Source organism: Niastella caeni (assembly GCF_004834005.1).
Taxonomy (GTDB): domain Bacteria; phylum Bacteroidota; class Bacteroidia; order Chitinophagales; family Chitinophagaceae; genus Niastella; species Niastella caeni.
The window spans coordinates 46,944-62,446 of the sequence record NZ_STFF01000012.1 but is presented as its reverse complement, the minus strand read 5'-3'; the positions used below and the strand labels follow the sequence as shown (position 1 = coordinate 62,446).

Annotated in this window: 7 protein-coding genes; 1 reads left to right on the top strand and 6 read right to left on the bottom strand. The window is 46.5% G+C overall.

Annotation, left to right across the window (positions count from 1 at the left end; genetic code table 11):
• Positions 1 to 9: 9 nt before the first annotated feature.
• Entirely contained in the window at positions 10 to 7,134 is a 7,125-nt protein-coding gene (gene sov, locus FAM09_RS27785) for a T9SS outer membrane translocon Sov/SprA (protein ID WP_136580435.1), read from the top strand.
• 248 nt (positions 7,135 to 7,382) lie between these two features.
• On the opposite strand, the gene FAM09_RS27780 is transcribed toward sov, so the two are convergent.
• From FAM09_RS27780 to guaB, 6 genes are all read right to left on the bottom strand, one after another.
• Positions 7,383 to 7,799: a hypothetical protein gene (locus FAM09_RS27780; protein WP_136580434.1), complete on the bottom strand. Its 417-nt coding sequence runs from the start codon at positions 7,797 to 7,799 to the stop codon at positions 7,383 to 7,385.
• A gap of 274 nt (positions 7,800 to 8,073) precedes the next feature.
• Positions 8,074 to 8,826, bottom strand: a complete 753-nt coding sequence (locus FAM09_RS27775) for an SDR family NAD(P)-dependent oxidoreductase (RefSeq protein ID WP_136580433.1) — start codon at positions 8,824 to 8,826, stop codon at positions 8,074 to 8,076.
• A gap of 223 nt (positions 8,827 to 9,049) precedes the next feature.
• Positions 9,050 to 11,677: a PKD domain-containing protein gene (locus FAM09_RS27770; RefSeq protein ID WP_136580432.1), complete on the bottom strand. Its 2,628-nt coding sequence runs from the start codon at positions 11,675 to 11,677 to the stop codon at positions 9,050 to 9,052.
• Positions 11,678 to 11,703: 26 nt separating this feature from the next.
• Positions 11,704 to 12,528, bottom strand: a complete 825-nt coding sequence (locus FAM09_RS27765; RefSeq protein WP_136580431.1) for an alpha/beta fold hydrolase — start codon at positions 12,526 to 12,528, stop codon at positions 11,704 to 11,706.
• Between the two features lie 12 nt (positions 12,529 to 12,540).
• Positions 12,541 to 13,764, bottom strand: a complete 1,224-nt coding sequence (locus tag FAM09_RS27760; RefSeq protein WP_136580430.1) for an Lnb N-terminal periplasmic domain-containing protein — start codon at positions 13,762 to 13,764, stop codon at positions 12,541 to 12,543.
• Between the two features lie 134 nt (positions 13,765 to 13,898).
• Positions 13,899 to 15,401, bottom strand: coding sequence for an IMP dehydrogenase (guaB, locus tag FAM09_RS27755; protein ID WP_136580429.1), 1,503 nt, complete (start codon positions 15,399 to 15,401; stop codon positions 13,899 to 13,901).
• Between the last annotated feature and the right edge of the window lie 102 nt (positions 15,402 to 15,503).

Sequence of the window (15,503 nt, the reverse complement as noted above, 5' to 3'; positions counted from 1 at the left end):
ATAACACTTGTGTTAATAGTAGCTGCTTGCGTGGGTTTGAGTTCGACCGCACAGGCTTTCTATGCCCCAAGGCAGGATAGCAGCAAACCGCAAAGCATTGACACATTGAAATACCCCCTGCACGACAGGCGGGGCGATAAATTTACATCTCCACAACGGAATTCAATGGGTCTCAGCGACCCGGCCAACATCCAGGATTCCGTCATTTACGATCCTAAAACAAGGCAGTACTACATCATTGAAAAGATAGGAAACTTCTACTATCGTAAACCTACCTATCTCACCTTTGAGGAGTTCATGGCTTTGCAGGCTCGTAAACAGGAAACCGATTACTTTAAGAAAAGATCGAATATCCTCAGTGGGCTTAACCGCAAAATGCTGCGGCCAAAAATGTCCATGACCGATAACCTGTTTAACCGCATTTTCGGGAATGGTAAAATTGAGATCAAACCCCAGGGTGAAGTAAACATCCTTGCCGGTTACCAGGGCCAGAACATCAAGAACCCCGCGCTACCTGAAAGGGCCCGCCGCAACGGTGGCTTTGATTTTGACATGAATGCCAACCTGAGCGTGATCGGAAATATTGGCGATAAGCTCAAATTGCCTATCAGCTACAATACCCTGGCGAATTTCGACTTCGATAACCAGCTCAAGCTCGATTATTCCGGTACCGATGATGAGATCATTAAAAAAATTGAAGCGGGTAACATCTCGTTCTCGTCAAAAGGTACCCTCATTCCCGGGGCACAGCAATTATTCGGGATAAAGACCCAGTTGCAATTCGGAAAACTGTTCATTACCGGCGTGCTGGCCAACCAGCGATCACAAAAACAATCGCTCGGGTTACAGGGCGGATCGGCTAACACCTACTTTGAGTTCAAGGCCAATGATTATGAGGAGAACCGCCACTTCCTGTTAGCCCAGTACTTCAGGAATAATTTCAACAAAGCCATGTCGAAGCTGCCGGTGGTTAGCTCGCAGGTACAGATCTTGCGGATGGAAGTATGGGTCACCAACCGTAATGGCTCCACTACCGAAACCAGGGATGTGGTTGGGTTGATGGACCTTGGTGAAGTAGCGCCCTACAATACAAATATTCAGGTAAACCCGGGCAATTCAGCCGGCTTGCCCTTTAACGATGCCAACGACCTGTACCGCAGGATCATCAACGACCCTGGCAGCCGAAGCCCGTCGTTCATTACCAGCAAGCTGTCGACATTGCAATTGCGCCCGGTACAGGATTTCGAAAAAACATTTGCCCGTAAATTAAATCCCAGCGATTACTTCTTTAACCCGCAGATCGGGTTTCTGTCTATTAACCAACCCCTGCAACCCGATGAAGTGTTGGGCGTAGCCTTCCAGTACAGCTTTAATGGCAGAATTTTTCAGGTGGGTGAATTTTCACAGGATGTGCCACCGGATACTACCAATACAGCATCAGGAACACAAAAAGTGCTGTTCCTCAAATTGTTAAAAGCAACTTCACAACGTACCAACCTGCCGATCTGGGACCTGATGATGAAGAACGTGTACTCGCTTAAAACAAAAGATGGTAGTTATCTTTCCAGTGTACAACCAGCAGATTTCAAATTAAACGTACTATACGAAGAACCGAGTTTGGGTCAGAAGCGCTTTTTGCCGGAAGGCGATAAGCCCGGTACGCCGCTGATCACCCTGTTAAACCTTGACAGGTTAAATGCCCGAAACGATCCTTTACCCGATGGGGTATTTGATTACCTCGAAGGCTTTACCATTTTGTCGCAACAGGCCCGCATCATCTTCCCCTTCCTGGAACCATTCGGGAACGACCTCGATTCGGTAGCCTTTGATAACAGCCCCCAGGATATAAAACAGAAATACGTCTACTATCCCTTATATGATACCATCAAGGAAATAGCAAAAACCTATGCCAACCTCGATCGGTATGTTATCAGCGGGTATGCCAAAGGCCAAAGTACATCCGAGATCTCGCTGGGCGCCTTCAACGTGCCGCAGGGTTCGGTAAGCGTATCGGCCGGCGGACAAATTCTTACCGAGAATGTTGATTATGTGGTAGACTATAACCTGGGTACCGTTAAGATCATTAACCAGGCCATTCTGAATGCCGGTTTACCGGTAAATGTGCAATTTGAGAACAATGCCGGTTATGGTATTCAGCAGCGCAACTTTATGGGGCTGCGGCTGGACTATATGGCCAAACAAACCGCCCGGGAACAATTAACAATAGGCGCTTCGTTGGTACGATTGGGTGAACGCCCCTTCTTTACCAAAACCAGCTACAACGAAGACCCTATTCGTAACACCATGTACGGGGTCGACTTCAATTACATGACACAGGCCCCGCACATTACGCGGTGGTTAGATAAACTGCCCTTCTATCACACAACTGAAATGAGTACCATTACGGCGTATGGTGAAGCCGCTTACCTGAAACCGGGTCACCCCCCGCAAATTGGTAAAGGCAGCGGCAGCCAGGTGTTCATTGATGATTTTGAAGGATCGCGCAACGCCATTGACCTGCGCTTTCCGCTGGTGAGCTGGGGGCTGGCTTCTACCCCGGCCGGCAATGGACTGTTCCCTGAAGCTGATAAAAGAGATACGCTGGAGTATGGTTTCAACCGCGCCAAGCTGGCCTGGTATAACATTGAACCGGTATTGCAGGATAGGACCAGCGCCGATAACCCCATCAACAAATCGTTGTTGAACGACCCGCGCGTACGATCGATAAACGTGAAAGACATCTTCCCGCAACGTACCCCCGACCTGGGCCAGGGTAGCCTGGTAACTTTCGATATGGCTTACTACCCTGCCGAAAGAGGTCCATACAACTACGATGCCCGCCCCGGCAGTATTGCCGCCGACGGTACCTTGCTGAACAAAACAAAACGCTGGGGTGGTATCATGCGCGGCATTGACCAGGTTGACTTTGAGACCGGCAACGTAGAGTTCATTGAATTCTGGTTGCAGAATCCGTATATTTTGAACCCGTCAAGCACCGGTGGTGAATTGTATTTCAACCTCGGTAATATTTCAGAGGACGTATTGAAAGATGGTAAACGCTTTTTTGAGAATGGCATCAGCGGCACTGCCACTACCGCCCTGGAAGACACCAATACCCGTTGGGGAAAAGTGCCGGCCAACCCCATCCAGGTAACCCAGGCTTTCAGTAATGATCCGGCTGACCGGCCTTTACAGGATGCCGGTTTCGATGGTTTGGTAGATGAAGCTGAACAAACCAAATTCCAGGCTTATTTAAACCAGTTGCAAAGCATTGGCAGCGGGGCTTATCAAAGGGCATTCGCAGACCCTTCCAGCGACGACTACATCAATTACCGCAATGCGCAATTCGGTTCAAACGACGGTATCCTTGTCCGTTATAAAAACATCAACAACCCGCAAGGCAACTCACCTGTTGCCAGCAGTGGCGATAAATTCGTAAGCGCCTTTACTTTATATCCCGACCAGGAAGAATTTAACCGCGATAATACCCTGAACGAACTGGAAGAGTATTTTCAATACCGCGTAGAATTGAAAAAGGGCAACATGCGGGTTGGTACTAACTACATTACCGACAGTATAGAGGTTCGGCCCAGCGGCAGCGCTCCCGAAACCTGGTACCTCTTCCGCATTCCTATCAGGGAATACCAACAAAAAGTAGGTAACATCCCTGACTTTAAATCTATTCGGTTTATTCGGATGTACCTTACCGGTTTTGAAGATTCAGTTGTATTGCGGTTTGCCAAGCTGGAACTGGTACGTAACCAATGGCGCCAGTTTAACTACCTGCTCGATACGGCTAACCAGTATAAACCTATTCCGGCCAATACCACTACTACAGTAAAACAACTGGCGGTGAATGTGGAAGAGAACAGCTCTCGTTTCCCGGTAAATTATAGAACACCGCCCGGTGTAATTCGTCAACAACAGTTAAGCAACAACAACGTGAACCTGTTGCAGAACGAACAATCGCTGAGCATGCAGGTATGTAACCTGGGGCAAAAAGATGCAAGAGGTGTTTTTAAAACCCTGAACCTCGACCTGCGCCAGTACAAGCAGTTGCAAATGTATGTGCATGCCGAGTCGGTTAAAAGCAGTGGCGATATCAAGAACGGTGAACTATACGCGGTTATTCGTTTGGGGAATGACCTCATTAGTAACTTCTATGAAATAAAGATCCCGTTGGAAATGACCCCCTGGGGAACTACCGACGATGAACTGATATGGCCTGCCAATAACAGCCTCGACCTCTCGCTCGATAGATTGACAGCATTGAAAGTGTCGCGTAATAACAGTGGCAACACCTATCAATACTACCAACAAACAGATGGCGATGGAAAGCAGTTTGCGATCTTAGGTAACCCGAACCTGGGCGAAGTACGCACCTTCTTTATTGGGGTACAGAACGTAAATCGCCTGGATGCCTGTACAGAAGTTTGGTTCAACGAGCTTCGCCTTTCTGGTTTAGATGAGCATGGCGCCTGGGCAGCCACCGGACGTGTAGATATCAAGCTGGCCGATCTGGGAACCCTGTATATATCAGGTAGCGCCAGAAGTACCGGTTGGGGTACACTGGAACAACGGGTGAATGAACGCTCACGCGAAAGCTTTACCCAATTGGATGTAGCTACCAACCTGGAGTTGGGTAAACTGTTACCGGCTAAAGCAGGGATCTCTATTCCTGTATACGCCAGCTATTCAAAAACAGTTACAACGCCTGAATATGATCCTTATGACCTGGATATAAAACTGAAAGACAAACTCAACGCCGCATCAGGTGCCGCCAAAGACTCCATCCGCAACGACGCCATTGATGTAAAGACCATTAAAACAGTAAACTTCACCAATGTAAAGAAGAACAACGTAAATGGTAAAAAGCAACAGATCTGGAGTATTGAAAACTTCGACCTGAGCTATTCATATTATAAAGAAGAACAACACAACCCGCTGATCGAAAGCAATGAAGTGGTTCGCCACCGCGCAGGATTGGGATATAATTATACATCAACCCCCAAATACTGGGAGCCGGCAAAGACCATTGTTAAAACAAGATCGCCCTGGATAGCCGCGATCAAGGATTTCAACATTAACCCTATACCCAGCCTGCTTGGCTTTAGGGCAGATGTAAACCGCCAATTCGGGACCTATCGTCCGCGCAGCGTAGGTACGCCTAAGAACCTGATCCCTGAAACATACGATAAGTACTTCACGTTTGACCGCACTTATAATATGCGTTGGGATTTCACGCGTTCGCTGAACCTTGATTTCACTGCCCTGAACCGGGCATGGGTAGATGAGGACAGCGGCCGGTTAGATGATGCTGAGAAAAAACGGATGTGGCATAACTTCTGGAAAGGCGGCCGCACCATTTCATACAATCACAAGGCAACGGTTTCGTATACCCTGCCAACCAGCAAACTGCCATTCCTCGACTGGACCACGGTTCGAGCAGGTTACACCGCTACGTTCGATTGGTTGGCCGCTTCGTTGCTGGCGCGGGAATTAGGTAATACTTTATCGAACACGCAGCAAAAGAACGTTACGGCCGAACTGGACTTCACCCGGTTGTACGCCAAATCGAGGTTATTGCGGGCCTTTGAAGAAGATGCTCCGCCAGCGCCACCTGGGGTCCCCGGTGCTAATAATAAAACCGATTCTACCGGGAAAAAGAAGAAACGCGACAGGAATGCACCGCTTGAATTAAGCGGCGCCGTAAAATTTGGCGGTCGTATTCTCACTGCATTAAAACGGATTAACGTTCAATACTCTGAAAATGCTACGGCTACCATTTATGGTTATACAGATAGCACCCGGGTACTGGGCATGAACTTTAAATCGATGGCGCCGGGCCTTGGATTTATCTTTGGCCGCCAGCCCGATACCAACTTTGTAAACATGATGGCAGCCAAAGGCTGGCTAACACCCGACTCTAATTTCAACTACCAGAACCGGCAGGATTACCAGCAGCGGTTGAACATTACGGCTACACTTATACCAATACGTGATTTAACCATCGACTTAACGATTGATAAAACGTTTGGTAAAATGTACAGCGAACTGTATAAAGACACCACCGGTACCGGCAATAACTTTGCCCGCTTGAACCCATATACCTCCGGTAGCTTTAGTGTAAGTTACATTGCCTTAAAGACCATGTTCACACCGGTGAAACCGAATGAGATAACCACTACGTTCCAGAAGTTCCAGGATTACCGGCTTATTTTATCACAACGCCTGGCCGAGCAAAACCCATACTGGCAAAAGCTCGATCCCAGCAAGCAGATCCAGAGCGATGGTTATTACGCCGGTTACAGCCGCTATGCACAGGATGTATTATTACCTGCGTTCATAGCTGCCTATACTGGTAAAAATCCTTCATCGGTAGCGCTCATCAAACAGGATAATCCGAACATTCGTTCTAATCCATTCTCCGGCATATTGCCAAGACCCAACTGGCGTCTTACTTATAATGGATTAACACGCATCAAGGGTATGGAAAAGGTGTTTACCAACTTTACCATTACGCACGGATATACCGGTACACTCAGTATGAACAGTTTCACTTCGGCCCTGTTGTACCGCGACTCCTTTAGTTTAGGCTACCCGGCGTTTGTTGATACACTCACCGGCAATTATATCCCCTACTTCCTGGTGCCTAATATTTCAATCAGTGAGCAGTTTGTGCCACTGATCGATCTGGACATGCAGTTCACCAACCAGCTCACCGCTCGTTTTGAATATAAAAAGTCAAGAACGGTAAGCCTGAGTTTGATCGACTTCCAGTTGAGCGAATCGCGTTCAACCGAGTTCACCATTGGTGCGGGGTATAGAAAGCGAGGGGCCTTCTCGTGGATCAAGTTCAGGGGCAAGCCGCTGCAGAACGATGCCAGCTTCAGGTTAGATGTAGGGTTGCGGGATGATATAACATCCAACAGCCGGTTAGATCAAACGCAGGCGTTGCCAACGAACGGACAAAAAGTGATCACCATTAACCCAACAATAGATTATGTGATCAGCAACCGGGTTAATTTGAAATTGTATTTTGAACAACGAAGGGTTGAACCGAAGATCTCTACATCGCCACCCATAACAACAACACGGGCAGGTTTACAGATAAGAATATCTCTTGCACAATAGATTATTCAATGTTATAAAAAAGGAGGGTCGTTTTTAAAAGCGACCCTCCTTTTTTAATGGTTTGATTGTTGGATTGCTTGATTGTTGAATGATTTGCAGCCCAAGCCATCAAGCCGTCGAACCATCTAACAATATAAAAAGGTGAGCCACCCTTGAAGGCAGCTCACCTTGATATTTATAATTTAATATCTATACCTTTCAACCCCTTCTAGCCTGCGGCTTGAAACGTGCAGCCTGCAGCTGTATTCTTACTTCTTCGCTGTAGGCTCCGGTTTTTTCAACAACATCACATAACCGCATAATTTCTTTTTATTCTTATTTACCTGCACCGGTTTTATCATGTGGTATTCGCTAAACTGCGGCGTATAGGTGTAGCTGATAACATTACCATCCACATCGCCCCACTGGTTCTTTTTATATACAACCTGCCGTTCATTCCAGTCATACATTCTCACTTCATACAACCTGGAAGTAGGATCGCCAATGAAAACAAACTGGTAAACAGTACCAGCCTGCATTGGTAAAACTACCGGCATTTCATACTCGCTTTCCATTTGTACAGATGCTTCCCGTAACAGTACATAACCCTGTTCGGAACTCGCCTTTTTTAAACTGTCAATAGTATGCTGATAAGGATTGCCTTCACAACTTTGAAGCCGGATCACATCATTTTGTGCCCGTAATGAGGGGGGAAACAGTAAGCAAATGCACGCAAAAAGGCATGCGCATAGGACTTTAACCATAGTTATTGGCTTTAAGCAGGATTTTGGAAATAGTGCGAGTATAAAACTACATAAAATGGTGGTACCTGCAAGTGCTTTTACTAACATTTCACATATTCTAAATGTTCTATGTATCAAACATTTAGAATTCCTATATGGGTAAACCATTACTACGCAAGAAAAATACTACCCAAAGCAAAAAACTACCAGTGAAAATTTACTTATTTAAGTAGAAGGAATTCGCCTGGGCCAGGCAGGTTAATACCAGATCATTGATACATACATGCGCTGGTAAAGTGGCCGTATAATACACTACATCAGCTACATCGGCAGCAGAGAGTGGTTGATAGCCTTCATACATTTTATCGGCAGCAGCAGTGTTGCCTTTAAATCGCACCATCGAAAATTCAGTTTCCGCAGCGCCGGGGTGAATGGCGGTAACTTTTATTTTATGCCTTACCAGGTCAACGCGCATAGATTGCGACAAAGCATCGAGTGCATATTTTGAAGCGCAATACCCGTTCCCTTTTTCGTATACTTCCTTACCGGCAATGGAGCCCATGTTGATGATATGGCCCTGTTTTCTTTCGATCATCCCGGGCAACACCGCTTTGGTTACATACATTACACCTTTTACATTGGTGTCGAGCATGATTTCCCAATCTTCGGTTTCCGCATCTTCGAAATAATCGCGGCCAAGAGCAAGCCCGGCGTTATTAATGAGGATATCAATTTTTTTAAAGGCAGGCGGGAGTTGCTCAATAGCAGAAAACACAGCTTTGCGGTCGCGTACATCAAATACCAGTGAATGCACCTGCACTTTATAAGTGGCTATTAAATCTTTTGCCAGTGCTTCAAGGCGATCGGCCCGGCGGCCTGTAATAATTACGTTGTTATTATGGGAGGCAAATTTTTCAGCCATCGCTTTTCCAAAACCCGATGTAGCGCCGGTGATCAGAACTGTTTTCATGAACGGTAAATTTGATCACGAAAGTAAGTAAAGTACGGCAGGATGCCAGTTGTCTATTGCAGATTGCCAATTGTAGATTATAGATTGAAAATTGATTTTTGCTTGCAGCTTGCAGTGTGCGGCGTTAAGCGTTTTCACTTCTTCATTCAACATTGAATATTCAACATTCGACATTCCCAGGTTTGCCACTTTTTCATTCCTCATTTCCTTTCTAATTCTTCATTTATCTCAATAAAATTGCCGTCCCTCTTCTCATCACCATCTTACCGGTATAATCTGTTCCGCGGGCCATCCATACATAAGTACCGGCGTCCTGCGGCTTGCCGGCTATGGAGCCGTCCCACCCTGCTTCAGGTGAATTGCTTTTGTATACCATTTGCCCCCACCGGTTATACACACAGAAGAAATCAAGCGTGGCAATTCCTACCGGTATAGGCCGCAATACATTGTTGCGATTACCACCCGGTCTGAAGGCATTGGGAACAAAAATATCGGGCGCCGTTTTAAATACTTTGATATTGATGGTATCCAGGTCGTAACATCCTTCTGCTGTATATGCCTTTAACTGGTACGAAAAATTATCATCCAGCATGGCAACGGGCCTGGCAATATCGTTGCGATTGAGGTGTAATGGCGGTTGCCATTCATAAAAATCGGAGCCGCGACCATGTAGCAACAACGGCTGGCCAACTACAATAGATGTATCATTGCCTGCAAAGGCAAAAATTTCATCTTTCACGTTCACCACAATAGTATCTCTTCCCGGCTTCGGGCACCCCAACGTGTCGTATACGCTAAGCACATACGAAGTAGTTCTTTTGGGCCAGGCCAACGTGTTCAAACTATTAGGATCGCTTAATGTACTGATCGGGTTCCAGGCAAACCGGGCTCCCACCATGCTGCCGTAGATACTGGCAGTATCATCATAGCAAATGAGGGTATCGGCAGCCACCCGGGCAATGGGATATGGTATGGTGCGAATGGTTACATCATCCGCAGTACTACACTTACCAATATGAGCCACCACATGGTACGTTGTAGTAGCCGATGGCCTTACCAGCGGTTGTTTAACATTCGGGTTACTCATATACCCTGGTACATTGGCCGTCCATTCAAACCTCAACCCATCGGTTTGTGGATTTAATTGAATGGTATCTGTCAAACAAATGGTGCTGTCAACACCTGCATCCAGGGTTACAAAATCAACTACCCGTACCCGCACGTTAGCTGTATTCACACAACCATTTTCGTTTAACGTTACCGCATAGGTAGTGGTGGTTTTAGGCCATACCAACGGGGTGGGCGTATTTTCATTCAGGATATTATACATCGGCGACCAGGAAAAATTGCCGTTGCCGTTGGCATGTAGTTGTAATGTATCTATACTGCAGATCAATGTATCTGTAAATGGCAGGGTGATCGGCGGCCTGTCTCGTACATCGGCGGTGCCGGTTATTGTTCCCATACACCCCTTATCGCTTTCTACCGTCAGGGTCACTGTTTTTACACCGGTGGTGCTGTATTTCCAGGTAGGGTTTTGCAAATTAGAGACATCGGCACCGGTGGTTTCGTCACCAAAATCCCAACTCCATTTAGCAACCGTGCCATATCTTGAATTAGTAAGATCAATAAACTGTAGTGGCAACAATACGCAGGTGCCCTGTACCCTGAACGCGGGGTAGAAACCCGGATATACTTTCGCTAACGTTACGGTTTCATCTTCACACTGTCCGGCCAAAACCACTTTCAATTTAACAGTATAGGTGCCGGTATCGGCATATTGGTGCTGCACCCGGCCTTCGATGTCGGTGGTGGTCATAACAGGCGATCCATCGCCAAAATCCCAGGTATATACAGAACCGGTTGGGTTCACCTGTTCATTCTTGAACGTTACCAGGAAGTCATCGCAATAAGAATAATTTGGTTTTAATAATGCTTCCAGCGGAATGCAATCCGACACTTTTACATGCACGTCCTTGCGATGAATATTGATCAATACGCCTTGCCGGTATTCATAAGCGCAAACAGTGATAACATACTGCCCGATGGTATTTGGCGCCATGCCACTGATCAAACCTGTTTTGGAATCTATTTTCACCCGGTCGCCCAATGGCGAATTTCCGTTATAAGGCGACTGGTAATTTAAATTGAAATACGGCGGCGACGAAGCGGTAGTTGGATTGGGGTTTCCTGTGGAAGCACCTAAAAAACCACTGCAAAAAGTATAAGCCACCGAGTCGGTATTGTCGGGTTGAGTAGCGGCAAAACTCAATGTAAAGTTGCTGCCGCGGCAAATGGCGGTGGCATCGTTGGGCAAAAACCGGGGACTTGAATTTTTATACGCTTCAGGCAACGAATTGGTTCCCGGAATTTCGCACATATAGGTAGCTCCTGCTGAATTACTACGCGGCGTCAGGTTAACGATATTGTCAATACGGCAACAACGTTGGTAGGCAATGGTGTAGCCGCTGGCATTTATGGGCAATGTGATGGTAGTGGAAAATGATCGCACGCGGTAACAAACATCGGTGGGCGGGTTGTTGATACAGGGATTAGAGGCTGCATCGAATCGCAGGAATTGATCGCCCGTGGTAGGTGCGTTAAATGGACTGGCGATTTGGCGATTATTGCTTTTATCAAAAACGGTCAGCCATATTGAATTATCCAGTTGTCCGCCGCTGGTGGCATTACAATCGATGTATAATTTCAACGTGACCCTGTATTCTGACGAATTGGCGTCACTGCCCGGTCCCAGGTACTCATAATACATCTCCCCTCCCTTAATATGCTCTGCAAACAGGGATTGGATCGTTCCAAACAACATCAAAGCTATCGCCAGGACTTTTCTCATTCAGCTCGTAAACAACGTCATTTACGTTATGCAAATTGGCCATGCATCAAAAATTCTTCCATAAAAACATTGCTAAGTACAGGTTCCTCCCACATTCCCATATGTCCCGAATGTTCCAATGTATGTATATAGGACAATCCCGGCATGTAACACTGTTGCAGCCCTTGCTCATAAGGTACTGCGGTATCGTGTTTACCCATAATGAATAATACCGGGCGGGGAAATTTTTTGAGCACATGTGTTCTATCTGCACGCACCATCATGGCCTTATAGTAATTTACGAGTGATTGGCCAATAAAGTTGGAAAACCGGCCAAGAATTTTACCCACCAATTCGGGTTGGCGCTTTTTTGTTGCTTCCGAGAAAAGATTGGGGATGGATTGTTCTAGAAATTTAGCAGCGCCGTTTTGCTGAATAAATTCAATTCCCCGGCGGCGGGCGGTCTTTTTTTCTTCGCTATCGGCAAAAGCGGTAGAATGAAATAAGCCAAACGATTGCAGCCTGTGGGGCCAGGCCTCGGCAAATGCCAATGTAATATACCCGCCCATGCTATGGCCGATCATACTGGCTGCGGCAATATTTTCCTTATCTAAAATGGCGCGAATGCATTCGGCGAAATACTCCATTGACCAAATGGCTTCGCCCTGAGCGTAATCGAAGGGTGAGGATTTACCGCTTCCCGGAAGATCGGGGATGATGAGTTGAAATTTACTTTTCAGGTATTCCACCTGGTTTTCCCATACGGTGCCATCTTCTGAAAAACCATGCACCAGCACCACCGGTTGCCCTTTTCCTTCTACCCGATAAAACACCGGCTTGCCATCGATGAGGATATTGTTTTCTGTTGCCATGACGGCAAGTTACTAAAGTTCCATGTTTATCGTTTTGGAACTACGAAACACATTGGTTGTATTGGATGCAGCGCGCTTCTTCACCGGCAAATTTCCCCGGAAGTAACTGCGCATGGCAATTATGCCTAATACCGGTAATACGGCCATGTTTATTTGTTGCGGAATAAAAAACCAGCAAACGGCAAATAAAATGGTGAGCACGAAAACACTGCGGAAGTAATACTGCAGCCATTTTCTTTTCAGGTATACAACAAACGCAATAGGCAAATGGGTTGGCAATGCCCAAATAGCGTTGTAATTACTCTGGCAAACGTTGTCAATGCGTATGGCCCCCAAAGTTATGATCAATGTACCAATAAAACCCACCAATAGAAAAAACACACTATCGAATACATTCAAAAACTGCCGCGCCCTGATGTTGGTACTGAACGACAGCAGGCTGATTATTGTAAACAGGGCCGAAAAAACAAATATTGGTGTAAACAATGTAATGGATGGCGGCTCGGGCGTAACAATCAGCGCAGCCTGTTTTTGGGCTACCAGGGGGTGCCCATCGGCCGTTGCATTGTCAAAGCCATTCAACAGGTAATCGGGCAGGAACATCGCCTGTTCATTCGTTACCTGTAAATCGAGGTTACTACCTAATAACAGGTCGATTCCGAGTTTGCTCCAGTTCTGCCCGGCTTTATCGAGGTAGGAATGAATTAAATTCCGGAAGGTGGGCCGCTTTTCGGGTAAAATATTATTAAAGACTACCGAAGCGCCTGTTTTTTGAACGATCATATCCCTGGCGCGGGTAGTGCAATTATCGGTATGAAAATAATAATTGTAATACCGGTTTTTCTCCAGCGCATTTAGTTTCAGGGCTGCATTCAATCGTTGTTTTTGATCGCCGGTTAGTTGCAGGGTCTGCTCAATAACCGAACGTTTTTCCTCATAGTATGCCGCTAAAAATTGTTGATAGGGGTGACGGGAAAGCGCATAAACCATGATGCCCCTGGTAAACTTCGCATAAAAATTGGGATCACTATCATCGAACGTGCCGTAATTATATACCATATCAATTCGGCGGGCGCTGTCTGTAACCCGGATGGCCGTATGCCCGAATGTTGAATATAATTCAGCACCGGGACTACAGGTAAGTAAACTAATGCGCAAATGGCTGGTATCGGGTTGAGCGGCGGCAGATAAACAGAAGAGCGGGAAAAGAAATAGTAATAATCTACTCAGCTTCATCAGGATGATTTTAGAATCAATGTTACCAGTTACCGGTTACCGGTTCCCAGCACTTGAGTTTCGATCACTTTATGGGCAATCGACACCTCCGAATTCTTTACCCGGTGACTGGAAACCGGCAACTGGTAACTGAATTATCTTCTGCTGTAATTCGGTGCTTCCCGGGTGATCTCAATATCGTGTGCGTGGCTTTCTTTCATACCGGCATTGGTAATGCGTACAAATTGGGCCTGCTGTAATGCTTTAATATCTTTCGCACCACAATATCCCATCCCCGATCTTAAACCACCAACGTATTGATACACGATCTCACTCAGGCTTCCTTTAAATGCCACCCGGCCTTCAATGCCTTCGGGCACATATTTTTTAATATCAGCTTCCACATCCTGGAAATACCGGTCACCACTCCCCTGGCTCATTGCCCCCAGCGAACCCATGCCGCGGTATTGTTTGAATTTTCTTCCCTCGTAAATAATGGTTTCGCCCGGGCTTTCTTCGGTTCCGGCAAAAATGCTTCCCATCATTACCAAATTAGCGCCGGCGGCCAGTGCCTTCACCATATCGCCGGTATACCGGATACCGCCATCCGCAATTAATGGAACGCCCATTTTATGCAGTACAGAAGCCGCTTCCATAATAGCGGTGATCTGTGGAACGCCTGCTCCGGCAACAATACGGGTTGTACAAATAGAACCGGGGCCAATCCCAACTTTTACTGCGTCAGCGCCTGCTTCAGCCAGGGCTTTGGCGCCAGCGGCAGTTCCTACATTACCCGAAATAACCTGCAGTTTCTTAAAATTCTTCTTCAGTGTTTTCAATGCATCGATCACGCCTTTGCTATGACCATGCGCACTGTCTAAACAAACCACATCAACCCCGATCTGTTGCAGGGCGGCTGCACGGTCGAGCAGGTCACGGGTAATACCCAGCGCTGCCCCCACCAGTAAACGTCCGTACGAATCCTTTACGGCATTGGGATAGCTTACCACCTGCAGAATATCGCGGTAAGTGATCAGTCCAAACAAGGTACCGTCTTTTCTGACAACCGGTAACTTTTCAATCTTATGTTGTTGTAAAATCTTTTCTGCTTTTTTAAGCGTAGTGCCTTCGGGCGCGGTGATGAGGTTTTCGCGGGTCATAACCTCACTCACAATGCGCTTGCTATCCGTTTCAAAACGCAGATCGCGGTTAGTTAAAATACCAACCAGCTTCTTATTATTATCAACGATGGGAATGCCGCCGATCCTGTTTTCTTTCATCAACCGCTGCGCATCGGCAATGGTAGCTTCTTCGTGCAGGGTAATAGGTTCAAGAATGAGTCCGCTTTCACTTCTTTTTACTTTCCGCGCCTGCTCAACCTGTTTTTCTATGCTCATATTCTTGTGCAGAATACCCAAACCGCCTTCGCGGGCCAGGGCAATAGCCAGGTTTGCCTCTGTTACCGTATCCATAGCAGCCGATAACATGGGAATATTTAATTGAATGTTCTTGGTAAGCCAGGTGCGGATTTCAACTTCCCGGGGTAATACTTGCGAATAAGCGGGAACCAGCAAAACGTCATCGAACGTTAAACCTTCACCAAAAAACTTACTTGACCTAGGAGATTTTTTCTGTGGAGCGGTAATTCTTGTTGCCATGTGCAAAGATAGGATGACCAAATAATATGCTCCAAATGAAATTTTAATCCCTTCATTTTATCCATTATGATAAAATAATTAGTATTTTAGCGCTAAACATAT